We start from the raw sequence: 25,108 nt of genomic DNA on the forward strand, positions 1-25,108 counted from the left end.
TCCTCTCGCAGAGGCGCTCTGATCCGATAGCGTCTGGTCGGGGTCGGAGCCCTTCAGCGAAGGGATCCAACCCCTGAGGCTCTCAGCCGTCGAGCGCCTTCCGCAGCGCACTCACCGTGGCGGTGTCTGTCTGGCTCCAGTCCGGGTCCAGCCCGCACAGGACCGGGTTCTGGAACTGCATGGCCGAACGTCGCTTCCCCTTGGCCGAGGCATGCAGTTCGAGGCAGCCGGTCTGCCGCGCCACGGCGGCGATGTTCCCCGGACCCAGCCCTGCGCCGGCCATGACGCTGATCCTTCCGGCCGCCTGCGCGACCAGCGCGGCCAGTACATCGGCACCGGCGTCGGCGCTGGCCTGGCCGCCGGACGTCAGCACCCGCTGGCAGCCCAGCCCGATCACCTGCTCCAGCGCCGCCGGCAGATCGCGCGCGGCATCGAAGGCACGGTGGAAGGTCACCTGCAACGGGCCAGCCGCACGCAGAAGTTCGCGGCACAGCGGCAGGTCGATATCGCCCTGCGCATCCAGCGCACCGATCACCACGCCATCGCAGCCCAGTGCGCGGCACTGGGCGATGTCGCGCAGCATCAGCTCGGTTTCCAGCGCGTCGTAGTGGAAATCCCCCGGACGCGGTCGCACCAGCACGAACAACGGTACCTGCAACCGCTCGCGGGCGATGGCGATGCTGGCAAACGACGGCGTGGTACCGCCTTCGGCAAGGTTGTCGAACAGTTCGATGCGATCTGCACCACCGGCCTGCGCGGCCAACGCCGAAGCCACCGAATTGCTGGCGATCTCCAGCGCCAGGCGCGCGCTCACGCCTGCGTGCTCGTATAGATCGACGGTGAGTCGCGCAGGTCATCCTGGCGCTGCGCATCGCACACCGCGTAGACGAAGCCGCGATGCAGTGCATAGGCACCCACCTCGCCCTGCTTGTTCATGGCAAGGAAGCAGACCTGCAGCGTGCGGCTGGCTTCGGGGCGCTTGCGTACCACCCGGTCGATCGCTTCGCGGCAGGCCTGTGCCGGGGAACGGCCCTGGCGCATCAGCTCGACCACCAGGAACGAGGCCGCGTTGCGGATCATTTCTTCGCCCACACCCGAGGCGGTGGCCGCGCCCACGTCGTTGTCCACGTAAAGGCCGGCGCCGATGATCGGGCTGTCGCCGACCCGGCCGTGCAGTTTCCAGGCCATGCCGCTGGTGGTGCAGGCACCGGCCAGGTTGCCCTTGGCGTCCAGTGCCAGCATGCCGATGGTGTCGTGGTTGTCGCTGTTGCCGGGAAGACCGCGGCGCTCGGCATTGATCTGCGGCGCGTACTTTTCGGTCTTCAGCCACTCACGCCAGGCCGCTTCGGCCTTCGGCGTCAGCAGGTGCTGGCGCTGGAAGCCCTGCTGCACGGCGAACTGCTGGGCGCCCTCGCCCACCAGCAGCACATGCGGACTGTTCTCCATCACCCTGCGGGCCACCGACACCGGGTGCAGGATGTCGACCAGCGCAGCAACCGCGCCACAGCGGCCGTCACCATCCATGATGCTGGCGTCCAGGCTCAGCACGCCGTCGCGGTCCGGGTTGCCACAATGGCCGACGGTGGGATTGCACAACTCGCTTTCGGCCCAGCGTGCACCGGCTTCCACCGCATCCAGCGCACTGCCGCCCTGCGCAAGTACCTTCCACGCGGCCTGGTTGGCCGGTACGCCGAAGTCCCAGGTCGAGACCACCTTGGCGCCGCCGTGCGTCCTCGCCTTCACCACCGGCAACGCTGCCACGCCTGCGGCCAGTGCACCGGCCTGCAAAAACTGCCTGCGATCCACCATCTTCGCCTCCGTCTGCATGCTGCGCCCGCCGGCCCGATGCCGGCAGCGCCGATCAATCGTGCGCGGGGGTCCGCGCTGCGTGCCAAGCTGCCGCACCGAGCACACCCAGCTGGCCATGTTCGACCCGCCATACCGGCACCTGGCGCAGCACGTCGGTCAGCACCCCCTTGTTGAGGAAGCGCTCACGGAAACGGCCGTCGGCCAGGAAGTCCTGCACATGGGTGGAAATGCCGCCGGCCAGGTACACCGAGCGCGCGCCCACGGCGATCGCCGCGTCGCCGGCCAGGCTGCCCAGCCAGGCGCAGAACACCTGCAGGGTTTCCACTGCCAGCGCGTCGTCGCCTTGCCGCGCAGCCGCGATCAGCGCTTCGGTGCTGGTCCATTGCGGAGCCACGCCGCGCAGTTCGCACAGGCAGGGATACAGGTTCATCAGGCCGCTGCCGGACAGCACGCGTTCGTTGTCCACATGCGGCCAGCGCTGCAGCAGCTGGCCCAGCACATGCAGTTCCAGCGCATTGCCGGCGCCCAACGCAGCGTGGCCGATCTCGCTGGCCAGCACCGGGCGCTCGCCATCGGCGAAGCGCAACGCGGCGCCCAGGCCGGTGCCCGGCCCCAGCACCAATGCCGGGAAGGTCTTGGCCGGATCGGCATCGCCATTCAGCGGCACCAGCGTGTCGGCCTGCAGGTAAGGAATGGCCAGCGCCACTGCTTCGAAATCATTGATCAGCTGCAGGTCGGGCAGGCCCGACTCGCGGCGCGTCGCCGACAGCGACACCGTCCACGGCAGATTGGCATTGATCAGGGTATCGCCGTCGAGCAGGCCGGCGATGGCGACCACCGCACTGGCCATCGGCTGGCCGAGACTGGCGGTGAAATCGGCCAGGATCGCCGCCAGGCTGGGGTGGTCGGCGCAGGCGTAGGTGCGGTAGCTGCCCAGCCGCGGCGCCTGCCCCGGCAGGGTCTCAGCCAACGCAAGACGAGCGAAGGTACCGCCGACATCGGCGACGACCAGGCTGCGGGGGACGCCGCTGCGGGCGGACTCGGATGGCGCCGGGGACACTGCTGCAACGTTCACGCTGGCCTGCTTGGATCGATTGAATCGTGCCGATTCTCAGGCATTGGACGGCCTTTGCCTAGCGCGGCGACAGCGCCGCCCGGGGTCACATGCCTTCCTGCTCGGCCACCTGCACACCGTCCACCAGCACCCGCAGGCGCTGCGGGCGGAACCCGGCGAACAGCAGCGGCCGGGTCCGCTCCACCAGCACTTCATGGCCGGCGATATGGCGCTGCCACGACTGTACCAGCGAGAACGAGAAGTGCGTGCCCGGATGCAGCGGGTGCTGCACCCAGACCTTCTCGCTGGCGCTCTGCAGCATCATCGCGCCGGTGAACCAGTGGCGGCTGAGGGTGACCGGCGTGGTGCCGGCCATGAAGCGGATATCCATGCTGCGTCCTTTCGTGATGGAAGCGTGGCCCGCGCTCAGGGCTGCGCGGTCTGCAGGCTGTAGCTGGTGCTGGCGGTGAACACCGCACCATCGGGCTGGGTGGAGCGCACTTCGACCTTGTGGCTGCCCACGGCCAGGTCGGTCGGCAACGCGCCACGCCACAGGTGCGGCGAGGCGGTGGCTTCCGGCGAGCGGTCGTAACCGCGCAGCGTGGTGGCCAGGTCGTCGGCGACGTTCTCCACCAGCAGGCGCGGATCAGGCTGGCTGACCTGCTTCATCGGCTGCCAGGCGCCGCCATCGACGCGGTACTCGACCACGCTGGCATCCTCGCCCATGTACACATTGGCGTAGATGCCCCACGCCGGGTAAGCCCCCTTGCGCAGCACCTTCGGTGCATGCAGGCCGATCTGCTCGCTGGCTGCCGCACCGGCCACCCGGTACTGCAGGCGGTAGCTGCCGTTGCCGGCCACGTCCAGCAGCGCATAGCCCTTCGGCGTGCCATCGCTCATGGTGCTGTCCGGCACGCCGGCGGCATTCTTCACGCCCGACCAGAACGCACCGCAGTTGGCACCGACGTTGTACTCGTGCAGCGGCCTGGCGCCCTGCCAGCCATCAGCCTTGCCGTGGTAGACGTGCTGCTGGGTGTGGCTGTGGCCACTGAGCACCAGCACGTTACGGAAGTCCTTCAACAGGTCGAACAGGCGCTGGCGGTCGGCATGGCGGAAGGTCTCGCGCCCCGGTGCCGCGTCGAACAACGGGATGTGCATGCCCAGCACCAGCAGGCGGTCCTTGTGCAGGCCCTTCAGGTAGGCCGCAAGGAAAGCGAGCTGATCCTCGCGCAGGCCACCGACATACTTCGGTTTGGCGGTGGGGTCGTACACCACGTCGTCGAGGAACACGAAACTGGCGCCGCCCTCTTCCACTGCATAGGTATCGGGGCCGTAGATGTTGCGCCAGCTGTCCAGCGAATGCGCGTCATTGGCCGCATCGAAATCCAGGTCGTGGTTGCCGGGTACGTGGAACCACGGCACGCCGAGTTCGGTGGTGACCTTGTTGATCGCCGGGTACAGGGTCAGGTCGTCGTTGACGATGTCGCCCAGCGTGGTACCCAGCCGCGCCTTGGTCTGCCCAACCAGCGGCGCCACGATCGACTGCCGGTAGTAGCCGATGTCCTGCAGGTTGGCGGTCTGCGAGTCGGTGAACACCAGCATCTGGAAACCACGGCGGCTGTCATGCCGGTCGTTCTGCAGGGCGAAGTCCCAGTTGCGGGCAACGTCACTGGTCGCGGCGATGCCACCGTACTTCAGCGCCGGCGAACCGTTGGGCCGGTAGTGCCGCCAGAACGACGGCAGGCCGTCGGCAGCCTTCGGGAAGGAATAGGCATCGGGCTTGATCACGAAGACCGTCTGCCCGTCACGCACCGGCAGGCTGTAGCTGCCGTCGGCGGCGGTCTTGACGATGGCTTCGCCGTTGGATACCTGCACGCCGGCCAGGCCCGGATCGGTCGCACCACGGCCCGGCTTGCCGTCACGCTCCAGATAGACCTTGCCGCTGACCACGGTATCGGCGGCCCAGGCCGGCGAGGTCAGCAACAGGCAGCACAGCCAGGCGGCAGGCAGTTTCATGGGGCGGTCCAAGAAAAAGAGACCGCCTATTGTAGATTCCGCCGATGACATCGCGCACGCGATTGCCGCGTTTCCTGTAGTGCCGGCCGCTGGCCGGCATTCCACCAGGCGTCCCACGATCATCAGGTTGCCGGCCAGCGGCCGGCGCTACCGCACCTCTAACGATGGCGCTTTTCCAGCACGTCGCGGGCATCTTCCAGCGACAGCCCGCGCGCGCGCAGCAGCACCAGCAGGTGGTACAGCAGGTCCGACGCCTCGCCCAGCAAGGCCTCATCGTCCTGTGCCACCCCAGCCAGCGCCGTCTCCACGCCTTCCTCGCCCACCTTCTGCGCGATGCGGCGGATGCCGCCTTCGAACAGGGACGTCGTATAGCTGCCGGAGGGGCGCAGCGCCTCACGCACGGCGACCAGCTGGTCCAGGCCACCGAGGAAGTCCTTCGGCGCGCCGTCGAAGCAGCTTTCCGCTCCGGTGTGGCAGGTCGGGCCTGCCGGACGCGCCAGCACCAGCAGCGTATCGGCATCGCAATCGACGCTGATCGACTGCACCACCAGCACATTGCCGGACTGCTCGCCCTTGGTCCAAAGACGCTGTTTGCTGCGGCTGAAGAAGGTCATGTGGCCGATGGCCAGCGTCGCTGCCAGCGACTCGGCGCTGACGTAGCCCAGCATCAGCACCTGCAGGGTGTCGGCGTCCTGCACAACGGCCGGCAGCAGCCCATCGCCCTTGTCCCAGTCCAGCGTTTCCAGCGCCTGCGGCGACGGCCGCACATCAATAGACATCCCGCACCTCGATCTGCTGCTCGCGCAGGTAGCGCTTCAAGTCGGCAATGGCGATGGCGCCACTGTGGAATACGCTGGCCGCCAGCGCACCGTCAACGTCGGCCTGGTCAAAGGCCTGGGCGAAGTGCTCCATCGTACCCGCACCGCCCGATGCGATGAGGGGCACCTGGCACAGCGCACGTGCCTGGCGCAGCTGCTCGACGTCATAGCCACGGCGCACGCCATCGCTGTCCATGCAGTTCAGCACGATCTCGCCGGCACCCCGGCGCTGCGCCTCGACGATCCAGTCCAGCGTGCGCAGCGGCACTGCCTGGGTTCTGTCCGGGTCGCCGCTGAAACGGCGCACGCGCCACTGGCCGTCGTCCTCGCGTACCGAGTCGACACCGACCACCACGCACTGCACGCCGAACTCTTCGGCCAGTTCGGTGATCAGTTCCGGGCGGCCCAGCGCGGGTGAGTTGATCGAGATCTTGTCCGCGCCGGCGAACAGCACGCGACGCGCGGTCTCCACGCTGTCGATGCCGCCGGCCACGCAGAACGGGATATCGATCAGGCGCGCGATGCGCTCGATCCAGGCCACGTCCACCGACCGTGCCTCCGGGCTGGCGCCGATGTCATAGAACACCAGCTCGTCGGCGCCCTGGTCGCGATAGCGCTGCGCCAGTTCGGCGATGTCCCCCATGTCGACGTGATCGCGGAAACGCACGCCCTTGACCACGCGGCCATCGCGCACGTCCAGGCACGGAATGATGCGGCGGCTCAGCATGCCAGCGCCTCCGCCAGGTCCATGCGCTGTTCCAGCAACGCCTTGCCGAGGATCGCGCCGCCACAACCGGCGGCCTGTGCCGCAGCCACGTCGGCCACATCGCGGATACCGCCTGACGCCTGTACCGCCACGCCCGGCAGCAACGCTGCGAGGTGCTGGTACAGGCTGATGTTGGGCCCGGCGAGCATGCCATCGCGGGCGATGTCGGTGCACAACAGGTGACGCATGCCGGCCTGTGCATAGCGTTCGGCCAGCGCATCCAGGGTCACCCCCGCGTTCTCGGTCCAGCCATGCACCGGCAGCTGCCATTGTCCCTGCGCGTCCTGCCGTGCATCGAGGGCGATGGTCAGCCGCTCCGGGCCGAACTCGCCCAGCCAGCCGATCACCTGCGCCGGCTCGCGCACCGCAAGTGACCCGATCACCACGCGGCTTGCACCCGCATCGAGGATGCGTGCCACGTCGTCACGGCCACGCACGCCGCCACCGGTCTGCACCTGCAGCGGGGTCTGCGCACGGATCGCGGCCAACAGCGGCGCCAACGTGTAGCCACCGGCACGTGCAGCATCCAGATCGACCAGGTGCATCCACTGTGCGCCCTGCGTGGCGAATGCCTGCGCACGCGGCAGCGGGTCGTCGCCATAGTGGGTTTCCTGCGCGTAGTCGCCCTGGCGCAGCCGCACGACGCGGCCGTCGCGGATATCCAGTGCGGGGTAGACGATGAAACTCATGCAGCGGTGCCCTCGAGGAAATTGCGCAGCATCAGCGAACCGGTATCGCCGGACCGCTCGGGATGGAACTGGGCGCCGAAGTAGCGGCCCTGCTCGACCACGGCGGTGAACAGGCCGCCGTGATCACAGGCGGCGACGGTATGGCTGTTCAGCGGCGCGGCATAGCTGTGCACGAAGTACGCGCTGGCGCGCTCGGGTACCCCCTGCAGCAGCAGCGACGGGCGCAGCGGCAGCAGCCGGTTCCAGCCCATGTGCGGAACGCGGATGCCACAGGCCGGCACCAGCTTGCGCACCACGCCGGGGATCAATCCCAGCGTATCCACGCCGGCCTCTTCGGAGCGGTCAAACAACAGCTGCATGCCCAGGCAGATGCCCATCAAGGGCACCTGCAGCTGGCGCAGCGGCTCGACCAGGCCCTGCGCATGCAGGCGCTGCATGCCGGGGCCGGCCGCGCCGACGCCGGGCAGGATCACCCGTTGCGCGCCGGCCAGGCCTTCAGCATCGCGGACCAGCTTCACCGTCGCACCAAGCCGTTCCAATGCGTAGCGCACCGAACCCAGGTTGGCACCACCGGCATCGATCAGCACGACCTCGCTCACAGCGCCCCCTTGGTGGTCGGCAAGGCGGTGCCCTGCCGCGCCAGTGCCGGCCGCAGTGCACGTGCCAGGGCCTTGAAGCAGGCTTCAACCTTGTGGTGGTCGTTGTCGCCACGCACCTGCAGGTTGAGGTTCAGCCCGCTGGCATCGCACAGCGAACGGAAGAAGTGCGGGACCAGCTCGGTCGGCATGTCGCCCACGCGCTCGCGCTTGAACTCGCCTTCAAACACGAAATACGGGCGGCCACTGAAATCCAGCGCAGCGCTGGCCAGGGTTTCATCCATCGGCAGGGTGAAGCCGTAACGGCCGATGCCGCGCTTGTCGCCCAGCGCCTCGCGCAGGGCCTGGCCCAGCGCAAGGCCGGTGTCTTCGATGGTGTGGTGTTCGTCGATGTGCAGATCGCCCTCGGCGCGGATGTCCAGGGCGAAACCGCCGTGCTTGCCGATCTGCTCCAGCATGTGGTCGAAGAACGGCAGGCCGGTGTGGATGTGCGCATCGCCGGCACGATCCAGATCCAGCTCGACGCGGATCTTCGTCTCCTTGGTATTGCGCTGGACCACTGCCGTGCGTGGTGCATCGGCCAGTGCGTGGGCGATGCCGGGCCAGTCCCACTCGCCGCCGAACTGTTCGGTGCGCAGCTGGAAACCACGGATGTTGAGGTTGTCGGCGAACTGCAGGTCGGTGATGCGGTCGCCCACCATGCCCGAGCGCGCCCAGTCGATGCTGCGGTCCTGCAGGTAGGCCGTCATCAGGCCGATGCCCGGCTTGCGCGTCGGCGCGTTGTCGTGCGGCCAGCTGCAGTCGACCAGCACGTCACGGAAAACGATGCCCTGGCTTTCGAAGATCTGCAGCATCAGGTCATTCGGGCCATCGAAGCTGGCGCGCGGGTAGCTCTCGCTGCCGAGGCCATCCTGGTTGGTGACGATCACGAACTGGTAGCCGGCATCTCGCAGCTTCAGCAGCGCCGGGATCACCTGCGGCACGAAACGCAGCTTCTCGTAGGCGTCGATCTGGAAATCCGCCGGCTCCTCGATGAGGGTGCCGTCGCGGTCGATGAACAGGATCGGCGTCATGCCGCAGCCCTCCGTGCCGACAGGGCCGCAAGCACGCGGTCGTTCTCTTCGGGGCTGCCGATGCTGATACGCAGTGCGTCACCCAGCTGCGATGCGGCGCGCTGGTCGCGCACCACCACGCCGGCAGCAAGCAGCGCGTCGAACGCCGCCTGCGCATCGGCAAAGCGGACCAGCAGGTAGTTGCCGGCCGAAGCGTATACCCGGCCAATGCCGGGCAGGCCCTGCAGGGCGCGGTACAGGCGCTCGCGCTCGGTGATGACCGTGGCTACCCGCTCAGCGGTGCGCGCAAGCGCGGCCGGCTGCAGCGCCTGCACGGCCAGCTCGGCGCACGGCGTCGGCACCGGGTACGGCGCCTGGCATCGGCGCAGCACGGCAATCAGTTCCGGCGCGGCGATCAACGTGCCGATACGCGCGGCGGCCAGTGCGTGCGCCTTGGACAACGTGCGCAGCACCGCCAGGTTGGCGTGCACGGCAAGCAGCGTGGTCGCCGAAGCGCGCTGCGCGTACTCGACATAGGCCTCGTCCACCACCACCAGCGCCTGCCCGCGCAGGGCAAGGGCCACGCGCTCGATCTCCGCCAGCGGGATATCGCTGCCGGCAGGATTGGACGGCGCGCACAGGAAAACGAGCTTGGCGCCCTGCCCTTGGGCCACAGCGATAACCGCGTCCAGGTCCGTGCGCAGGCCCTCACCATCGTCAATCAGCGGCACCTCGATCAACGGCGCACCCTGCAACCGCGCACAGACTGCGTACATGCCGAATACCGGCGGCGTCACCAGCACGCCATCGCGGCCCGGCACGCACAGGGCGCGGACCAGCAGATCGATCGCCTCGTCGCTGCCACGGCCTACCAGCAGCTGTTGCGGCTGCACGCCGTACAGCGACGCCAGCGCATCACACAGCGCAGCCGGCTGCGGCTCCGGATAGCGGCGGCTGCCCCCGGCGGCGTCTGCCGGATTGGCCCACGCCGATTCGTTCGCGTTCAACCACACCTCGCCCTGCACAGCGCTGCTGCGCGCCGAACTGTAGCCGGCAAAGGCCTGCAGGTCCGGCCGTACCAGGGCCAGCACGCCGTCAATGTCCGCGCTCATGCGGCCACCTCCATGCGCAGTGCCACCGCACGTTCGTGCGCGTCCAGTCCTTCGGCGCTGGCGATGATGCGCGCGCAGCCACCGATCGCGGCCACGCCAGCGGCGCTCGCGCTCTGTACGCTGATCAGGTTCTGGAAGCTGGCCACGCTGACGCCACTGTAGGCGCGCGCAGCACCGGCGGTGGGCAGCACATGGTTGGTGCCGCTGCAGTAGTCACCCAGTGCTTCCGGCGTGTAGTCGCCGAGGAACACCGAACCGGCCGCCTGCACCTGGTCCAGCCACGCGCGCGGTTCGCGCAGGGCCAGGATCAGGTGTTCGGGGGCGTAGCGGTTGCTGATCGCAAACGCATCGGCCAACGACTCCACCTGGATCAACTGCGATGCCGACAGCGCCTGGCGGGCGATGTCCTGCCGCGGCAGCAGGGCCACCTGGCGCTCAACTTCGGCCTCGACCGCGGCCAGCATCGCCGCGTCATCGGTCAGCAGCAGCACCTGGGAATCCGGGCCGTGCTCGGCCTGCGACAGCAGGTCGGCGGCAACGAATGCAGGGTTGGCACCGGCATCGGCGATCACCAGCACTTCCGAGGGACCGGCCGGCATGTCGATGGCGGCGGCACCGTCCTGTGCCACCTGCTGCTTGGCTTCGGTGACGAAACTGTTGCCCGGCCCGAACAGCTTGTCGCTCGCCGGGATGCTTTCGGTGCCATAGGCCATCGCCGCGATCGCCTGCGCACCACCCAGCTTGAACACGCGTTGCACACCGGTCAGGCGCGCGGCCACCAGCACCGCAGGATCGGCCGTACCGTCGGCACGCGGCGGGGTGCACAGCACCACCTGTGGGCAAGCGGCCAACTGCGCCGGCACGCCCAGCATCAGCGCGGTGGACGGCAGTGGCGCACTACCGGCCGGCACGTACAGCCCAACCCGGCCGATCGGCCGCAGCATGCGCTCGCAGACCACGCCCGGCGCGGTTTCCACCGTATAGCCCTGGCCCATGCCGGCCGCGTGGAAGCGGGTGATGCGTTCGGCCGCTTCCACCATGGCCTGGCGCAGCTCGGCCGGCACCACGGCATCGGCAGCTGCGAACTCGGCTGCGGAAACTTCGAAATCCTGCAGATCCACGCCATCGAAGCGCGCGGTGATCGCGCGCAGCGCGGCGTCGCCCTGCGTGCGCACCTGCGCGATCAGCGCGGCCACCGCATCACGGGTCTGCTGCGCCACGGTCTGCACCGGGCGGGTCAGCGCCGCGCTGCGTGCGGCCTCGTCAAGTTGCGACCAGATCAGACGATTCATGCCAGCGACCGCTCCACGCTCAGTACCATCAGGCCCTGGGCGCCGGCGCGCTCCAGTTCTTCCATGCGCTGCCAGGTCAATGGACCGGGGCACATGGTCTGCAGGCGCAATGCACCGCCATCGGCAGGCAAACGCACCAACGGTTCGGCATCGGCCAGCAGCTGCGACAACGCGTCGACGCGGTCCTCGCTGGCGCGGAACATCAGCAGCTTGCGGTCCTGCCGCTGCACCACACCGTCCAGGCGGCGCAGCAGCATGCTGCGCAGCGCGCCGCGCGCATCATCGGGAACGCGTACCGCACCGGCCAGCACGGCTTCGCTGTCGAGCAGGTTGTGTACCGGGGTGAGCTGGTTGGCACGCAGCGTGGCGCCGCTGGAGACCAGGTCGCAGATCAGGTCGGCGGTGCCCAGGCGCGGCGCGATCTCCACCGAGCCGGACAGTTCCACCACCTGTGCATCGACGCCTTGCGCGGCCAGCCACTGCTTGAGGATGGCCGGGTAGCTGGTGGCGATGCGGGTACCGGCCAGTTGTGCCGGCCCCTGCCATTGCCAGTCTTCCGGCACCGCCAGCATCAAGCGGCACTGGCCAAAGCCCAGCCCCCGCAATGCCTGGTAGGCATCGGCCAGGCCGATCTGGCGACGCGCGGCCGCCTGTTCGTCCAGTTCATTGCGGCCGACGATACCCAGGTCGCAGACGCCATCGGCGATCAGGCCGGGAATGTCGTCGTCGCGCACCAGCAGCAGGTCCACCGGCAGCGATTCGCCGTAGCAGAACAACTTGTCGCGGCTCTCGCGCCAGCTCAGGCCACAGGCACTGAGCAGGTTGCGGGCGGGCTCGGCCAGCCGGCCACTCTTCTGGATGGCGATACGCAGCCGGTCTCGCGCCGGCGCTGCCTGGGTTGCACTCATGGGGGAGGTCTCGAAGTCTGGAACGGGGCGCGGATCAGCGCGAAGCAAGGCGGTCGACAGCGGCGGCATAGCCTCGATGGCCATGCTCGAGCGTGCGTGCCACCCGTCCGGTGGTGGTCACGCTGACGCCGGTGCGCTCGTGGATCTCGCGGTAGGGCACGCCCTGCTGCAGCAGGGGCACCACCTTCCAGCGGTCGGCCATGGCTTCCAGCTCGGCTGGCGTGCACAGGTCACGCAGGAAGGCGACCACCTGCTCCGGCTCGCGCAGCGCGGCAAAGGCCTGGGCCAAGGCTTCAAGATCGGCGTGCGGGTCTTTGGCGGCGATGTCGGGGCGGGCTTTCACGGGCGGGGCTCTTGCATCAATGTAATATCGTGTTAGTACATTAACGCATTCTTGCAGGCCGCGTCAAAGGCACGACCAGGTTCCGCCAGGCCCGTTCAGGCAGCGGAAACGAAAACGCCCACCGGGCGGTGGGCGTTCGGATGCGGCAATGGACAGGGCTTCGATCAGGGCAGGCAGCGGACCTCTGCCTGCAGCGCGCCGCGCCGCAGGCATTCACCGAACAGGCTGCCCTGCCGGCTTGGACGGGACTGCAGGTTCTGCAGCGTTCCTGCCCGGCCCGGGCACGCCCGCTCGGCAAGGGCCTGCAGATCCTGCTCAAGCTGCGCTCGATCCATCACATGGCAGCGATCAGCCACCAGCTGGTAATTCGCAGGGCCGATCCGGGTGCTGCGCAACGCCGGATCGCTCTGGCATGCCGCCAGCAGGAACAGCATCAGTGTTCCTGCAGCGGCACGCGTCACGGCATGACCCGCGACTGCTCCAGTTCCACCTGCAGGGTGCTGGCCAGTTCATCACGGGAGACTTCGAACTGCTGCTCGCGCAGCAGGTCCTTCACCGCCACCACGCCGCGCGCCAGCTCGTCTTCGCCAGCCAGCACCACGAAACGGATACCGGCCTTGGCCGCGTACTGGAACTGCTTGCCGATCTTCTTCGGCTCCATCTGCACTTCGGTGTTGATGCCACCGGCGCGCAGGCGGCGGGCGATGTCCAGCGACTGCGGCATGCCCTGCTCGTCCATCAGCGCCACCAGCGCCTGCACGCTGCTGGCCTCGATGCCCTCGATCAGGCCAGCTTCGCGCAGCTGCCAGAACAGGCGCGACAGGCCGATGGAAATGCCCACGCCCGGCAGCTTGGACTTGCTGTAGTGGCTGGCCAGGTCTTCATAACGGCCACCGGAACAGATCGACCCGATCTGCGGGTGGTCGGTCAGCGTGGTCTCGTACACCGTGCCGGTGTAGTAATCCAGGCCACGTGCAATGGAGAAGTTCAGGCAGTACGCGCTTTCCGGCACGCCCAGTGCCTGCACCAGCTGCAGTACTTCGCGCAGCTCGGCCACGCCGGCACGCAGGATCTCCGAGGAACCCGCACCGTCTTCCAGCGCTGCCAGCTGTGCCAGCGCATCGGCATGACCCTGCGAACGCACGGCAACGAAGGCCAGGATCTTCTCGACCTGTTCGGCCGGAATGCCGAAGCCCTCGCCCACCAGCGTCTCGCGCACGTAGTCGGGGCCACGCTTGTCCAGCTTGTCCACTTCGCGCAGCACTGCCAGCTGTCGTTCGCCCTCGGCCACGCCCAGGCTTTCGAAGAAGCCGCGCAGCAGCTTGCGGTTGTTCAACTGGATGCTGAAGTCACCGATGCGCAGTTCGGCAAATACCGCATGGATGACCGCCAGCACTTCGGCGTCGTAACGCACGCTCAGGCTGTCCTTGCCGATCACGTCGATGTCGCACTGGTAGAACTCGCGGAAGCGGCCGCGCTGGGCGCGCTCGCCGCGGTACACGCGCTGCATCTGGTAACGGCGGAACGGGAAGGTCAGCTCGTGTTCGTGTTCGGCCACGTAACGCGCCAGCGGCACGGTCAGGTCGAAGCGCAGCGCCATCTCCGGCAGCGAACGATCGCCGGATTCAGCAGCGTTGGCCAGCGCGCCGGTGGACTGCACGAAATACACCTGGCGCTCGGTTTCGCCGCCGGACTTGGTCAGCAGCACATCGGACAGCTCGAACACCGGCGTCTCCACCGGCAGGAACCCGAAGCGCTCGTAGTTGCGGCGGATGACGTCCAGCATGCGCTGGAACGCAATCTGCTCGCGCGGCAGCAGTTCAAGGGTGCCGGGCGGGGTACGGGGCTTGATCACGGGCGGAGCTCCTGCGGAATCGGGGACGTGGGAGGGGGCGACATTCTAGCGCCCCGCATCGCTCAGCCGCAGATAAGGGGTCCAACGGCCGCTTGAAGTATCATAAAGCCCTCCCCCGCCCGCGATACGCCCACGCAACATGTCCCGGCCTTCCGGCGCTCCGCCCGCCACCAACGACCCCGCCGCGCCGTCCTGCGCCACGCTGGACTGCCTGCACTGCTCGGTACGCCACCTGGCGGTGTGCTCTGCGCTGTCGCCCGATGAGGTGCAGGCGCTGGAACAGGTGACCGTATCGCAGCAGCTGGCGATGGGCAGCACCCTCGCCCGCAGCGGCGAAGAGCGCCAGCATGTCTATACATTGACCGGTGGCGCGCTGCGGCTGGTGCGCACGCTTGCCGATGGCCGTCGCCAGATCAATGGCTTCGTGCTGCCTGGCGATTACCTGGGCCTGAGCGGCAGCGACCACCATCGCTACGACATCGAGGCCATCGCCGACAGCCGCGTGTGCCGCGTTGCCCTGCCGCAGATGAAGGGCCTGCGCGCCCGCTATCCGCACCTGGAGCGCAAGCTGCTGCAGCGCGCCTGCCAGGAGCTGGACGCCGCACAGGACGCCGCGCTGGCGCTGGCACGCCTGCAGCCGGCGGAAAAACTCGCTGATTTCCTGCGTCGCCTGGCCGCGCGCGAGGCCAAGCTGGGCGGAGATGGCCTGCGCGTCTCCCTGCCGATGGGCCGCGGCGACATCGCCGATCATCTGGGCCTGACGATGGAGACGGTCAGCCGCACCTTCACCAAGCTGCGCCAGCAGGGGTTGATCGCCCTGCCCCATCTGAACGTGGTTGAGATCCTCGACGAGGATGGCCTGCGCACGCTGGCCGGTGACGTGCAGGGCTGAGCGCCCGATTGGTATCGGATTGCCGGCCAGCGGCCGGCACTACCAGAAGCACGCATCACGGGTAGTGCCGGCCGCTGGCCGGCAACCGCAGAAATCCCCAACCCATCATGGGTAGTGCCGGCCGCTGGCCGGCATCCACGCAGACGCCTCCATCAACGCAACAACAGCTCACGCAATGCCGCGTAGTCCGCCGCCAATGGCTCGGCATGTGCCGGACGCTGCAGCAATGCATCCAAGGCCGGCGGCACCGCCACTGCTTCACCGATCAACGGTTCAACCACCGCCTCGAACTTGGCCGGGTGCGCGGTAGCAACCACCGCCCAGTCGCCCTTGGCGCCACCGGCGCGCAGATCCTGCAGCACCTTCACCGCCGTGGCCGTGTGCGGGCAGAACAGTTCACCGTCGCTGGCATGCGCGCTGGCGATGGTCGCGCGGATGGTCACGTCATCCACTGCGAAGGCGCGGAACGCCGCCCGCAGCTCGGCATCGTCGCCCTGGTACAGCCAGCGCAGCCGCTCGAAGTTGCTGGGCGCGCCGACATCCATCGCGTTGGCCACGGTCGCAATGCTGGCCGCTGGCTGGTACGGGTCGCCACTGAAATAGCGCGGCAGCACCGCGTTGGCGTTGGTGGCCAGCACGATCTGCCCGATCGGCACTCCCAGTGCACGCGCCAGCACCGCCGCCATGGCGTTGCCGAGGTTGCCGGTCGGCACCACCAGGTTCAAGCGCCGCTGATGCTGCGCATGATGGGTCAGCGCCGCGTGCGCGTAATAGCTCATCTGCGGCAGCAGCCGGCCCAGGCTGATGCTGTTGGCGGAGCTCAGCGGCACCTGTGCCTGCAGATCGCGGTCAGCCAGCGCCTGCTTCACCATCGCCTGGCAATCATCGAACGAGCCGGCCACCCGTAGTGCCTGGATGTTGTCGCCGAAGCAGCCGAGCTGATGCGCCTGTCGCGGCGACACCCGCCCATCGGGATACAGCACCACCACGCGTACGCCGGGCTGCCGATGGAACGCCGCCGCCACGGCCGCACCGGTGTCACCAGAGGTGGCCACGACGATGGTCAGATCGCGTCCCTTGCCGGTCTGCAGCCGCCACAGCACACCGGCGAGGAAGCGCGCGCCGATGTCCTTGAACGCCGCCGTCGGCCCATGGAACAGCTCCAGCACATGGTCACCGCTGTTGCACAGCGCGCGCAATGGCACGGGGAAATCGAAGGCCTCGCGGCAGATCGATGGCAAGGCATCGGCCAGCACGTCACCGTCGAAGAATGGCGCCAGTAGGTCAGCGGCGGTATCGGCCAGGGTTGCACCGGCCTGCAGTATCCGCGGCGCCGGCAGCGCCTCCGGAACGTACAGCCCGCCGTCGGGCGCGAGACCGGCGGCGATGGCCGCACTGAGTCCAACAGCCGGCGACTGGCCGCGGGTCGAAACGAATTGCATGGGATCGATATCCAGTAGGGGGGAAGAATTCAGCACAAGCAGGCTCCGGGTGCATCCAGCGGCGAGATCCAGGCATCACTGTCGAAGCCGGCAGCGGCAAACGCCGCACGCACCGGCTGCGCTGCCGCGCGCGCCTGGTCGGCATCTTCAAACCAGGCAAAGACGCTGGGCCCGGCGCCGGAAATGCCCGCCCCCATCGCACCTGCCGCCAATGCCGCATCACGCGCCGCGTCGAAGCCAACGATCAGGCCCGCCCGCCGCGGCTCCACCAGCACATCGCGCAGGCCGGCGCGCACCAGCGAGGCATCGCTGCGATGGCAACCGCTCAACACCAGCGCCAGGTGGGCACTCTGCGCGACGAATTCGCCCAGCGCATAGCTGCCCTGCAGCGCCTGTCGTGCCCGCCGGGTCTCCAGCACCGCATGCGGATGCACCAGCAGACTGTGCCAGCTGGCCGGCACCGGCACCGGCACCAGGCGATCGGCCGTGCACAACGCCACGCCGCCCAGCAGCAGCGGGCCGACGTTGTCACCATGGCGGCCACCGCTGGCCACGGCTTCTCCATCCAGTGCGAACGGATACAGCGCGTCGCGCAGCAGTGGTGCGTCCAGCAGTGCATTGGCTGCCACCAGCGCTGCCACGCAGGAGGCCGCCGATCCGCCCATGCCGGAGCCGAACGGAATGCCCTTGTCGATCTCGATGGCGAAACCGAAGCCCAGCCCCAGCGCTGCACGCAGTGCGATCAACGCGGCCCCTGCTGTATTGCCTGGCGCATCCAGCGGCAGTTCGACCGCACTGCCACGGATCGCATCGATGCGCACCAACGGTTCGTCGATGCGGCGCACGCTCACCGTATCGCCGATACCGGCGATGGCGTGGCCCAGGATGTCGAAGCCGACCGCCACGTTGGCCACCGATGCGGGTGCAAAAGCGCGTGCGATCACAGCCGCGCTCCTTCGCCGGCCGCCACCCGCAGCAGATCGGCGAACACGCCGGCAGCGGTGACTTCCGGGCCCGCGCCCGGGCCCTGTACCACCAGCGGGTTGTCGCAGTAGCGGCGGGTACGGAACTGCACCACGTTATCGGTCAGCCGCAGGTTGGCGAACGCGTGGTCGGCCGGCAGCTCCTGCAGCCCGACCGACGCGCCATCCGGCCCCAGCCGCGCGACATAGCGCAGCACCGCACCGCGCTGGCGGGCATCGTGCAGCCGGGCCAGCAGCGCCTCATCGGAGGCACCCAGGCGGGCCATGAAATCGTCCACGCTTCCTTCGCGCAGCAACGCCGGCACCAGGCTCTCCACCTGCACCTGCTCCAGGCTGAGCGCGTGACCGGCCTCGCGGGCCAGGATCACCAGCTTGCGCGCAACATCCACACCGGACAGGTCGTCGCGCGGATCCGGCTCGGTGTAGCCCATCGAGCGCGCCTGCGCGACCAGTGCCGAGAACGGCTGGCTGCCGTCAAAACGATTGAACAGCCAGGCCAGCGTGCCCGAGAAGATGCCTTCGATCGCCAGCACTTCGTCTCCGGTATCCACCAGGTCACGCAGCGTGGTGATCACCGGCAGGCCGGCACCCACCGTGGCCTCGTAGCGGAAGCGCGCACCACTGGCCGCCGCCGCCGCGCGGATGCGCTGGTAGCGTGCCAGCGGACCGGCGCCAGCCTGCTTGTTCGGGGTCACCACATGGATGCCGGCGGCCAGCCAGCCTTCATAGCGCTCGGCGACCTCGGCGCTGCCACTGCAGTCGATCACCACCGCGTGCGGCAGATGCGCGGCCAGCAGGTGCTCGGTGAAGTGGTCCAGATCGCTGGCCTGGCCGGCGTCCTGCAGCGCCTGGCGCCAGTCTTCATGCAGGCCATCGGCCTCCAGGCGCATGCGCGAGCGTGACGCAAGCGCGCGCAGGCGCAGATCGACATTGGCCTTGGCCAACAACTGCGGGCGCGCCGCCAACAGCTGGTCCAGCAGCGCAGCGCCAACATTGCCCGGACCGATCACCCCCACCGCGAATGTCTGCGGCGACAGCCAGAATCCGGCATGCGCGGCACGCAGTGCGCGGGTCGCGTCGGCGCTTGCCACCGCCACCGAGATGTTGCGTTCCGAAGACCCCTGCGCGATGGCCAGGATGTTCACCTGCGCCCGGCCCAGCGATTCGAACAGCCGCGCGGCCACGCCCGGCTGGCCCGCCATGCCATCGCCGACCGCGGCCAGCACGCTGACACCCTCGCTGACCTGCACGCGCTGCACCTGGCCAGCAGCCAGCTCGTGCGAGAACGCCTGCACCACGGCTTCGCGACCACGCGCCGCTTTGCCTGCACGGACAACGCAGCAGATGGAATGTTCGGAAGAGCCCTGCGAGATCATCACTACCGAGACCTGCGCCTGGCGCAGCGCGGCGAACACGCGTTCGGCGGTACCCGGCACGCCGATCAGGCCGGTGCCTTCCAGGTTCAGCAGGGCCAGATCCGTGCTCAGCGTCAGCCCTTTCACCGGGCCACGTGGCGAGCGCTCGGCGCTGATCCGGGTACCCGGATGGCTGGGCTGGAAGGTATTGCGGATGAAGATCGGCAGGCCCAGCCGGATCGCCGGTGACATCGTCTGCGGATGCACCACTTTCGCCCCGAAATAGGCCAGCTCGCAGGCCTCGTCGTAGCTCAGCGCGTGCAGCTGCACGGCCTCCGGCACCAGCCGCGGGTCGGCCGACAGCACGCCGTCGACGTCGGTCCAGATATGCAGTTCATCGGCGGCGAACAGTGCGGCGAAGATCGCGCCGGAGTAGTCACTGCCGTTGCGGCCCAGCGTGGTGACGCGGTCCTGGCGGTCGCGGGCGACGAAGCCGGTGGCGACCACGCGCGACTGCGGGTGCTGCAGCCGCCACGCGGCAAGGCGGCCGGCACTGGCATCCCAGTCGACATCCACTCCCAGTTCGCCGTGGCCGACCACCAGCACGTCGCGTGCATCCAGCACCGCGCAGTCCTCGCCCAGCGCGCACAGGTGGGTACCAAGCAACTGTGCGGAGAACACTTCGCCCAGGCCCTGCACGCGGTCGAGCACTTCGCGTGGCAGTTCGCCGATCACCGCCAGCGCGGCCAGCACCTCGGCCAACTGGTCGAAGCGTGCATCGATCCAGTCCACGGTATCGCCCACCTGCTCACCCAGCAGCGCTACCGCGGCACCGCGATGCCGCGCGCGAAGCGCATGCCAGGCTTCCTGCCAGCCTGTGTCGCCCCGGGCTGCCAGATGCGCCAGTTCGATCAGCGCATCGGTAACCCCCTTCATCGCCGAAACCACGCTGACCTGCAACGACTCGGGACGGGCCAGCAGCAGGCCGGCGACATGGCGATAGCGCTCGGCGTCGGCCACCGAGGTGCCGCCGAACTTGTGCACGACAGTGGACGGAGCGGCCAGAGCGGACGCGGCAGGCGAATGGGCGGGGGCGTTGGAAGACATGCAGACCTCGGTTGGAGGCCCCGTCGCATGCAGGTGGTCGAGTTTCCCCGTCACCTGGATGGTGCGGGGCCGTTGTTTTCGGGAGTTACACGAAGACGACGGGCCGCACCAGGGCAGTGGTGACGGTGGTGGTGGTAATGGTGGTGATGGCGACCGGCGCAGTCGAACGGCCCGCAGCAGCGGGGTCGATCAGACGGGCAGTGGCGGCATCAAGGACCATGGCGTACAGAAAACACCGCCGCGATGGCCGCTGTCAAGTGTTGCGGCGCAATATTTCTTTGCGGCGATCATCGGCCAACGTGCCGGCATTTGGTTGCAAATGAGACAAAACAGTGATCGTCGGCCTCAATGCGTCGATTCAGCCGACATGTTCGGTGATTGCGCGCGGCGTGCGATGCGCATGCGCGCACAACAGCACCCCGCCCACCAGCAGCACGATCGCCAGCAGTTCCAGCAGGCTGGGCCAGCGCCGTTGCCAGGCGAAGGCGTACAGCAGCGCGAACAGGGTCTCGAACACGATCATCTGCCCGGTCAGGGTCAGCGGCAGCAGGCGACTGGCCCGGTTCCAGAACGCATTGCCGAGGATCGAGGCGACCACCGCCACGCCGGCGCTGATGGCCCAGAACCCACCCCATTGCGCAGCCGTATGCGCCTCGTTGTGTCCACTGAACGCCATCGGCACCAGCAGCAGCGACAACCCGCCGGTGGTGACGCCGGTCAGCAGCGACCAGTCGTGGCTGGAAAGGTCGGGTCGCCGCGACAGCCAACGGCTGTTGCCGATGGAATACAGCGCCCACGAGAACAACGCACCGAACGCGCACAGCAGGCCGATCAGGCGTTGCCGCCAGGGCGTGCCCAGATGCTCGGACATCAGCGCCTCCCAGCCGACCATCGCTACGCCGAGCACGCACAGCGCCAGCGCCGGCAGCAGCTGCTTCAACGGCACCGCACCCTGCTCGCGCACGCCCACCAGGGTGACCACCACCGGAATCAGGCCGACGATGAGCGAAGCAGCGGCGCCACCGGCCCACTGCACCGCCGTGGCCAACAGCAGGAAGTACACCAGGTTGCCGGCCAGGCTGAGCCACAACAGGCCGATCCACTCGGCGCGACCGAGCTTCGGCGCCAGCCGCTTCCAGCGCGGCAGCAGCAGGACCACGGCGATCAGGCCATAGACCAGATAGCGGCCGGCGGAAAGCTGCAGGGCATTGAACGTGCTCAACACAGCGGGCGCGAGGAAGACCACGCCCCACAGCGCACCGGCGGCGATGCCATTGGCGATGCCCAGGGCAATCGGATTGTTGCGCATTGCAGGTTCACAGCAAGAACGGGCCGCGCAGTGTAAGCGGCCCCTTGCCCGCCGGTCTTGACCGAGGCTACTGGCGGTTCGCTTCCGCGGCGTCGGGCGTGGCTCGCCGCCATGCCGCCGGCGTCTGCCCGCATTCGCGGCGCAGCGCACGGGTCAGTGCACTCTGCTCGGAATACCCTGCGGCCAGAGCGATGTCGCTGATCGATGCCGGGCTGACCCGCAACTGGTGCTTGGCCCAGCGCAGGCGGCTGGCACTGAGCCACGCCTGCGGGCTGAGCCCGAACTCACGCCGGAACACCGCATGCAGGCGGCTTTCGCTGATGCCGACAAAGGCGGCCATGCGCGCTACCGACCACGCCTGCCCCGGCATCGCCTCGACCGCAGCGCACAGGCCCTGCAGGCGCGCACCGCTACCGGCAGGCGCGAAGGTCCGCAGCAGTTCCGGCAACAGCGCAGGCACCGGCTGCCCTGCCTGCACCCGGGCAAGCCGCTGCCGCAGTGACGCAGGTAGATGCAGCCAGCGCTGCCGGCACAGATGCTCCTGGGTCGCGTCATCGAGCACACCCGGCCCGCAGTCGACAATCACGAAACCGTTGGGACCATCGGCCATCTGGTCGTGCGCCTCGCCGGCAGCCACGAATGCCCCCTGCAGCAGGTCAAGACGGCCGCCCCTGCCCTCCGTCTCGAACTGCAGCTCACCCAGCAGTGGCAGCACCCACTGCGCATAGTCGTGGCGATCCAGGCCGGTGGCCTGACCGTAGTGCCGTAGATGGAAAATGGCGCCCATTCACCCAGTGTGCGCGCGCCGCTGCCGGGCCGCAATGTTGCGCTAACCCTCCACGCCGAGGAAGGTAAACGGTGCGCTGGGCACGAAGTGCTGCAGCGCATCCCCGGCAAACGTATTGCGTTGGTCGCGGCCCAGATCAAGCTTGAGCACCTTGCCGCCGAAATCGACCTTGGTCAGATCGACCCAGAACGTATTCGGGGTCAGCGCCGACTCGAAGAAATACAGGCGCCGCTTGTGATCGGCGACCGTGCGCCAGCGGGTGGACGAGATGTTGGGCTCGCCCGGCGTGGTGATGCCGAACGGTACCGACACGTTGCGGATCACGCTGAACACACTGGCCAGCGCCTCCACCGGATCTTCCGCTTTCGGAATCGCGTTGATGTAGAAGGAGGCCCGCGCGAAGCGGTCGGGCGAACGGTTGGTGCCCGGCAGCATCACCGTGCCACCGATCTGCTGCCAGTAGCTGTTCAATGCCAGCTGCTGGTCGAAGACCGGCGAATTGGTCATCACCTGGTAGCGCCGATCATGGTGGATCACCTGGCGCCCGCCGATGTATTCGACGATCGCGCTGTCACCCGTCGCATCGGACAGCGACAGGTGCAGCGTTGCCTGGCGGTCCTCGCCAGGCACCTTGTCGGTGACGATCGAATACGGCTCGCGCTGCAGGGCGGTCACCGCCTCTTCCACCGTCGCGAAATTATCCAGCACGTACTGCGCCCACAACGAGATCGACAGGCCGGGCTTGCCGCTGCGCTGGGCCGGATATTCCGACTCCACCAGCCACAGCAGATTGGCGACCAGGCCCTTCTCGTTCATGCCATCGGTGGTGGAAATGTCATAGCCGGTGGCTACCACGCTGCCGTAGCGTGCAGTCCAAGCGATCGACCCCGGTCCCGCCTTTCCGGTGCGCGCAATGCCACGCGGCAACACGTAGAGATTGGTGGCCACGTCCACTTTCCAATCCATCGAGCGGGCGGTGATGACATCGCCGTTGTCGCCCAGATACACCGCGCGCGTGCAGGCCATCGCCGGCGTTGCCGCCGTCGCCAGTGCCGCCGCCAGCAATGCGCTGCCTTTCCATTTCATCCGTGCCATACCGTCCTCCGTTCCCCGGGAAAGGTGATCTGAACCCCGCAACGGTGAGACGAACGTGAAGCCTCAGCGCAGCCAGCGATCATGCAGCCAGAAACCGGCAGCCATTGCTGGCACGAACCACAGGGCTTCGCGCGCGCCCACCGCAAACGCGGCCAGCGCGGGCCCCGGGCAATAGCCGACCCAGCCCCAGCCGATACCGAACAGCACCGCACCCAGCAGCAACCGCGTGTCGACAGCCTGCGCCGTCGGCAGCTGGAAGCGCTCGGCGCAGCATGGCCGCTGCCGCCGCCGCAGCCAGAATTGACCCAGTGCACTGACCAGCAGCGCCGACGCCAGCACCCAGGCCAGCGTGGGATCGAAGTCTCCAGCCACATCGAGGAAACCGAGCACGCGACGCGGGTCGGTCATGCCGGCAAGCGCGAGGCCGGCACCGAACAGGCCACCGGCCGCGCCTGCGAACCAGACGCTGCGGCTCATGCCAGGCCTCCGCCGTGGCGTACCAGGAACGTGGTGAGCATCGCGCACGCCATGAGCACCAGCACCGCCACCAGGGATCGTCGTGAACCACGGGAGAGGCCACAGACACCGTGGCCGCTGGTGCAGCCATTGCCCAGCCGCGTACCGAAGCCCACCAGCACACCGGCACCGATCAATTGCCAAGCCGGCAGTGCGTCACGCAGCAAGGCGCTTGGTGGTTGTCCCGTGCCCGCCTGCCAGCTCAGCACCGCCGCAGCAGCCAACATCAGTCCGAGCAGGAAAGCCCAGCGCCAACCACGATCACCACGCGGCGCGGCCGCGGCGCCGGCAGCGATACCGCTGATGCCCGCCACCCGACCGAGCGTGGCCAGCAGCAGCACCGCCGACGCACCGATCAGGCCGCCGCCTGCAATTGCCGCCCATGGCAGGTTCATGCCCTGCCCCTCTGCATCGCGCGCATCGGCTTGCCCTTCAATTTAGATTTCTCTAAATTAGACTTTCCTGAATTACCGGGTCAAGCCGTGCCCAGCATCACCACCGACAGTGCCGCGATGGCTACGCATGCCGCACAGGCGGCCGCCCTGCTGAAATCGCTGGCACACCCGGCGCGACTGCGCGTGTTGTGTCGCCTGGTGGAAGGCGAAGCACCGGTGCCGGAACTGCTGGCCCTGACTGGCCTGAGCGCATCGGCGCTGTCACAGCATCTGGCCGTGCTGCGCAATCTGGAGGTGGTGGCAACGCGGCGGCAGGCACAGACACTGCACTATCGGCTGCTGGAGGGTCCGGCGCTGGGGGTGCTGCAGGCATTGCACGCGGCGTACTGCGCCCCGCAGCGTTAGCGGTCAACCCGCGCTGAGTACCGGCCGCACGACCTCGGCCAACAGATCCACCGCCGTAAGCACGACGCTGTCGCCGTTCACCGAGCGGGCGAATCCCGACCAGTCGCCTGCGGAAAGCTGACGCAGCAGCGCGGCGTCGACCGGCAGCCCGCGCATTGCCCAGTACGGAAACTGGCGCTGGCCCAGCCGGCCACGCGCCAGCTCGACGATGTCGACATGGCTGCCGGCCTGCAGGATGCGCTCGTATACCGAATCGATGCCATCAGGCGGGCCTTCGATGTACTGCAGGAAGCGCTCGCCGTCATGCAGCAGCACCCCCGTCACCCCTGCCATCTTGTTGAAGCGCGCGGCATCCTCGACCAGCGTCTGCAGACGTGGGGCAGACAGATCCGGCTTGGCCTGGCTGACATAGGCGATGGCACGCAGTGGCATGGAGCTTCCTTTGCAAGAGTGGTGCCACGGTAGCAGTTGCGGACGAGCCCGTCTCAGTTCGCTCACGCGCCAGCTGAAGA

General features: G+C 68.2%; 27 protein-coding genes. 2 read left to right on the forward strand and 25 right to left on the reverse strand.

All coding sequences use genetic code 11. The annotated features are described in order from the left end of the window. Positions 1-82: 82 nt before the first annotated feature. From AC07UW_RS17765 to hisS, 16 genes are all read right to left on the reverse strand, one after another. Positions 83-814 carry a copper homeostasis protein CutC gene (locus AC07UW_RS17765; protein ID WP_223494991.1) on the reverse strand — a complete coding sequence of 244 codons (732 nt, stop codon included), beginning with the start codon at positions 812-814 and terminating at the stop codon, positions 83-85. Then, entirely contained in the window at positions 811-1,809 is a 999-nt protein-coding gene (locus AC07UW_RS17770; RefSeq protein ID WP_223494990.1) for a glycosylasparaginase, read from the reverse strand. Before AC07UW_RS17770 ends, AC07UW_RS17765 begins: the two co-directional genes overlap by 4 nt. Positions 1,810-1,861: 52 nt before the next feature. Further along, complete coding sequence (locus AC07UW_RS17775) at positions 1,862-2,884, reverse strand: glucokinase (RefSeq protein WP_032975527.1); 1,023 nt, start codon at positions 2,882-2,884, stop codon at positions 1,862-1,864. Positions 2,885-2,969: 85 nt separating this feature from the next. Then, positions 2,970-3,254 (reverse strand): hypothetical protein, encoded by a 285-nt coding sequence (locus AC07UW_RS17780; protein ID WP_025874818.1) that lies wholly within the window; start codon positions 3,252-3,254, stop codon positions 2,970-2,972. 35 nt (positions 3,255-3,289) lie between these two features. Further along, positions 3,290-4,879 (reverse strand): calcineurin-like phosphoesterase C-terminal domain-containing protein, encoded by a 1,590-nt coding sequence (locus AC07UW_RS17785; protein ID WP_495212552.1) that lies wholly within the window; start codon positions 4,877-4,879, stop codon positions 3,290-3,292. Positions 4,880-5,037: 158 nt separating this feature from the next. Then, positions 5,038-5,658, reverse strand: a complete 621-nt coding sequence (gene hisIE / locus AC07UW_RS17790; protein WP_223494988.1) for a bifunctional phosphoribosyl-AMP cyclohydrolase/phosphoribosyl-ATP diphosphatase HisIE — start codon at positions 5,656-5,658, stop codon at positions 5,038-5,040. Then, on the reverse strand, positions 5,648-6,424 hold the full coding sequence (hisF, locus tag AC07UW_RS17795) for an imidazole glycerol phosphate synthase subunit HisF (RefSeq protein ID WP_222389787.1): 777 nt from the start codon (positions 6,422-6,424) through the stop codon (positions 5,648-5,650). The genes hisIE and hisF overlap by 11 nt, the downstream gene beginning before the upstream one ends. Then, the gene (gene hisA, locus AC07UW_RS17800) at positions 6,418-7,152 is read right to left on the reverse strand and encodes a 1-(5-phosphoribosyl)-5-[(5-phosphoribosylamino)methylideneamino]imidazole-4-carboxamide isomerase (protein ID WP_032975531.1); all 735 of its coding nucleotides are present in this window, start codon (positions 7,150-7,152) and stop codon (positions 6,418-6,420) included. The genes hisF and hisA overlap by 7 nt, the downstream gene beginning before the upstream one ends. Then, positions 7,149-7,751, reverse strand: coding sequence for an imidazole glycerol phosphate synthase subunit HisH (gene hisH, locus AC07UW_RS17805; protein WP_025874829.1), 603 nt, complete (start codon positions 7,749-7,751; stop codon positions 7,149-7,151). Before hisH ends, hisA begins: the two co-directional genes overlap by 4 nt. Then, a complete protein-coding gene (hisB, locus tag AC07UW_RS17810) occupies positions 7,748-8,821 on the reverse strand; it encodes a bifunctional histidinol-phosphatase/imidazoleglycerol-phosphate dehydratase HisB (RefSeq protein ID WP_025874831.1) in 1,074 nt (357 codons plus the stop codon). Before hisB ends, hisH begins: the two co-directional genes overlap by 4 nt. Further along, entirely contained in the window at positions 8,818-9,912 is a 1,095-nt protein-coding gene (gene hisC, locus AC07UW_RS17815) for a histidinol-phosphate transaminase (protein WP_495212553.1), read from the reverse strand. Before hisC ends, hisB begins: the two co-directional genes overlap by 4 nt. Further along, positions 9,909-11,204, reverse strand: a complete 1,296-nt coding sequence (hisD, locus tag AC07UW_RS17820; protein ID WP_495212554.1) for a histidinol dehydrogenase — start codon at positions 11,202-11,204, stop codon at positions 9,909-9,911. The genes hisC and hisD overlap by 4 nt, the downstream gene beginning before the upstream one ends. Continuing rightward, entirely contained in the window at positions 11,201-12,112 is a 912-nt protein-coding gene (gene hisG / locus AC07UW_RS17825; RefSeq protein WP_033830971.1) for an ATP phosphoribosyltransferase, read from the reverse strand. The genes hisD and hisG overlap by 4 nt, the downstream gene beginning before the upstream one ends. Positions 12,113-12,146: 34 nt before the next feature. Beyond that, a complete protein-coding gene (locus AC07UW_RS17830; RefSeq protein WP_099842376.1) occupies positions 12,147-12,455 on the reverse strand; it encodes a YerC/YecD family TrpR-related protein in 309 nt (102 codons plus the stop codon). A gap of 164 nt (positions 12,456-12,619) precedes the next feature. Beyond that, positions 12,620-12,889: a hypothetical protein gene (locus AC07UW_RS17835; protein ID WP_059064072.1), complete on the reverse strand. Its 270-nt coding sequence runs from the start codon at positions 12,887-12,889 to the stop codon at positions 12,620-12,622. Between the two features lie 23 nt (positions 12,890-12,912). Beyond that, the gene (hisS, locus tag AC07UW_RS17840) at positions 12,913-14,310 is read right to left on the reverse strand and encodes a histidine--tRNA ligase (protein ID WP_025874842.1); all 1,398 of its coding nucleotides are present in this window, start codon (positions 14,308-14,310) and stop codon (positions 12,913-12,915) included. A gap of 139 nt (positions 14,311-14,449) precedes the next feature. On the opposite strand from hisS, the gene AC07UW_RS17845 reads away from it, so the two are divergent. Continuing rightward, a complete protein-coding gene (locus AC07UW_RS17845; RefSeq protein ID WP_336027699.1) occupies positions 14,450-15,202 on the forward strand; it encodes a Crp/Fnr family transcriptional regulator in 753 nt (250 codons plus the stop codon). A gap of 152 nt (positions 15,203-15,354) precedes the next feature. Here AC07UW_RS17845 and thrC read toward each other — a convergent pair whose 3' ends face one another. The 8 genes from thrC to AC07UW_RS17885 form a co-directional block, all read right to left on the reverse strand. Continuing rightward, positions 15,355-16,644, reverse strand: coding sequence for a threonine synthase (thrC, locus tag AC07UW_RS17850; RefSeq protein ID WP_495212555.1), 1,290 nt, complete (start codon positions 16,642-16,644; stop codon positions 15,355-15,357). 29 nt (positions 16,645-16,673) lie between these two features. After that, positions 16,674-17,588 (reverse strand): homoserine kinase, encoded by a 915-nt coding sequence (locus AC07UW_RS17855; RefSeq protein ID WP_495212556.1) that lies wholly within the window; start codon positions 17,586-17,588, stop codon positions 16,674-16,676. Then, on the reverse strand, positions 17,585-20,089 hold the full coding sequence (gene thrA / locus AC07UW_RS17860) for a bifunctional aspartate kinase/homoserine dehydrogenase I (protein WP_495212557.1): 2,505 nt from the start codon (positions 20,087-20,089) through the stop codon (positions 17,585-17,587). Before thrA ends, AC07UW_RS17855 begins: the two co-directional genes overlap by 4 nt. A 358-nt stretch (positions 20,090-20,447) precedes the next feature. Further along, positions 20,448-21,398, reverse strand: coding sequence for a DMT family transporter (locus AC07UW_RS17865; RefSeq protein ID WP_309909018.1), 951 nt, complete (start codon positions 21,396-21,398; stop codon positions 20,448-20,450). 67 nt (positions 21,399-21,465) lie between these two features. Then, a complete protein-coding gene (locus tag AC07UW_RS17870; RefSeq protein ID WP_495212558.1) occupies positions 21,466-22,185 on the reverse strand; it encodes a helix-turn-helix domain-containing protein in 720 nt (239 codons plus the stop codon). 42 nt (positions 22,186-22,227) lie between these two features. Then, on the reverse strand, positions 22,228-23,280 hold the full coding sequence (locus tag AC07UW_RS17875) for a linear amide C-N hydrolase (RefSeq protein WP_223494972.1): 1,053 nt from the start codon (positions 23,278-23,280) through the stop codon (positions 22,228-22,230). 63 nt (positions 23,281-23,343) lie between these two features. Then, on the reverse strand, positions 23,344-23,757 hold the full coding sequence (locus tag AC07UW_RS17880; protein WP_223494971.1) for a DUF6691 family protein: 414 nt from the start codon (positions 23,755-23,757) through the stop codon (positions 23,344-23,346). Continuing rightward, a complete protein-coding gene (locus tag AC07UW_RS17885; protein WP_495212559.1) occupies positions 23,754-24,191 on the reverse strand; it encodes a YeeE/YedE family protein in 438 nt (145 codons plus the stop codon). Before AC07UW_RS17885 ends, AC07UW_RS17880 begins: the two co-directional genes overlap by 4 nt. Before the next feature lie 117 nt (positions 24,192-24,308). Here AC07UW_RS17885 and AC07UW_RS17890 point away from each other — a divergent pair, with 117 nt between their 5' ends. Continuing rightward, on the forward strand, positions 24,309-24,596 hold the full coding sequence (locus AC07UW_RS17890) for an ArsR/SmtB family transcription factor (RefSeq protein WP_223497244.1): 288 nt from the start codon (positions 24,309-24,311) through the stop codon (positions 24,594-24,596). Between the two features lie 3 nt (positions 24,597-24,599). Here the strand turns inward: AC07UW_RS17890 and AC07UW_RS17895 are convergent, their stop codons facing one another. Further along, positions 24,600-25,028: a BLUF domain-containing protein gene (locus AC07UW_RS17895; protein WP_223494968.1), complete on the reverse strand. Its 429-nt coding sequence runs from the start codon at positions 25,026-25,028 to the stop codon at positions 24,600-24,602. Positions 25,029-25,108: the final 80 nt, after the last annotated feature.

The organism is Stenotrophomonas sp. GW821-FHT02D01 (genome assembly GCF_059421765.1).

Excerpts from the sequence above, each read along its gene's own strand:
- AC07UW_RS17770 (WP_223494990.1), bottom strand. The coding sequence starts at position 1,809 with ATGGTGGATCGCAGGCAGTTTTTGCAGGCCGGTGCACTGGCCGCAGGC.
- AC07UW_RS17780 (WP_025874818.1), bottom strand. The coding sequence starts at position 3,254 with ATGGATATCCGCTTCATGGCCGGCACCACGCCGGTCACCCTCAGCCGC.
- AC07UW_RS17785 (WP_495212552.1), bottom strand. The coding sequence starts at position 4,879 with ATGAAACTGCCTGCCGCCTGGCTGTGCTGCCTGTTGCTGACCTCGCCG.
- hisIE (WP_223494988.1), bottom strand. The coding sequence starts at position 5,658 with ATGTCTATTGATGTGCGGCCGTCGCCGCAGGCGCTGGAAACGCTGGAC.
- hisF (WP_222389787.1), bottom strand. The coding sequence starts at position 6,424 with ATGCTGAGCCGCCGCATCATTCCGTGCCTGGACGTGCGCGATGGCCGC.
- hisA (WP_032975531.1), bottom strand. The coding sequence starts at position 7,152 with ATGAGTTTCATCGTCTACCCCGCACTGGATATCCGCGACGGCCGCGTC.
- hisB (WP_025874831.1), bottom strand. The coding sequence starts at position 8,821 with ATGACGCCGATCCTGTTCATCGACCGCGACGGCACCCTCATCGAGGAG.
- hisC (WP_495212553.1), bottom strand. The coding sequence starts at position 9,912 with ATGAGCGCGGACATTGACGGCGTGCTGGCCCTGGTACGGCCGGACCTG.
- hisD (WP_495212554.1), bottom strand. The coding sequence starts at position 11,204 with ATGAATCGTCTGATCTGGTCGCAACTTGACGAGGCCGCACGCAGCGCG.
- hisG (WP_033830971.1), bottom strand. The coding sequence starts at position 12,112 with ATGAGTGCAACCCAGGCAGCGCCGGCGCGAGACCGGCTGCGTATCGCC.
- AC07UW_RS17835 (WP_059064072.1), bottom strand. The coding sequence starts at position 12,889 with ATGCTGTTCCTGCTGGCGGCATGCCAGAGCGATCCGGCGTTGCGCAGC.
- AC07UW_RS17845 (WP_336027699.1), top strand. The coding sequence starts at position 14,450 with ATGTCCCGGCCTTCCGGCGCTCCGCCCGCCACCAACGACCCCGCCGCG.
- thrC (WP_495212555.1), bottom strand. The coding sequence starts at position 16,644 with ATGCAATTCGTTTCGACCCGCGGCCAGTCGCCGGCTGTTGGACTCAGT.
- thrA (WP_495212557.1), bottom strand. The coding sequence starts at position 20,089 with ATGTCTTCCAACGCCCCCGCCCATTCGCCTGCCGCGTCCGCTCTGGCC.
- AC07UW_RS17865 (WP_309909018.1), bottom strand. The coding sequence starts at position 21,398 with ATGCGCAACAATCCGATTGCCCTGGGCATCGCCAATGGCATCGCCGCC.
- AC07UW_RS17870 (WP_495212558.1), bottom strand. The coding sequence starts at position 22,185 with ATGGGCGCCATTTTCCATCTACGGCACTACGGTCAGGCCACCGGCCTG.
- AC07UW_RS17875 (WP_223494972.1), bottom strand. The coding sequence starts at position 23,280 with ATGGCACGGATGAAATGGAAAGGCAGCGCATTGCTGGCGGCGGCACTG.
- AC07UW_RS17880 (WP_223494971.1), bottom strand. The coding sequence starts at position 23,757 with ATGAGCCGCAGCGTCTGGTTCGCAGGCGCGGCCGGTGGCCTGTTCGGT.
- AC07UW_RS17885 (WP_495212559.1), bottom strand. The coding sequence starts at position 24,191 with ATGAACCTGCCATGGGCGGCAATTGCAGGCGGCGGCCTGATCGGTGCG.
- AC07UW_RS17890 (WP_223497244.1), top strand. The coding sequence starts at position 24,309 with ATGGCTACGCATGCCGCACAGGCGGCCGCCCTGCTGAAATCGCTGGCA.
- AC07UW_RS17895 (WP_223494968.1), bottom strand. The coding sequence starts at position 25,028 with ATGCCACTGCGTGCCATCGCCTATGTCAGCCAGGCCAAGCCGGATCTG.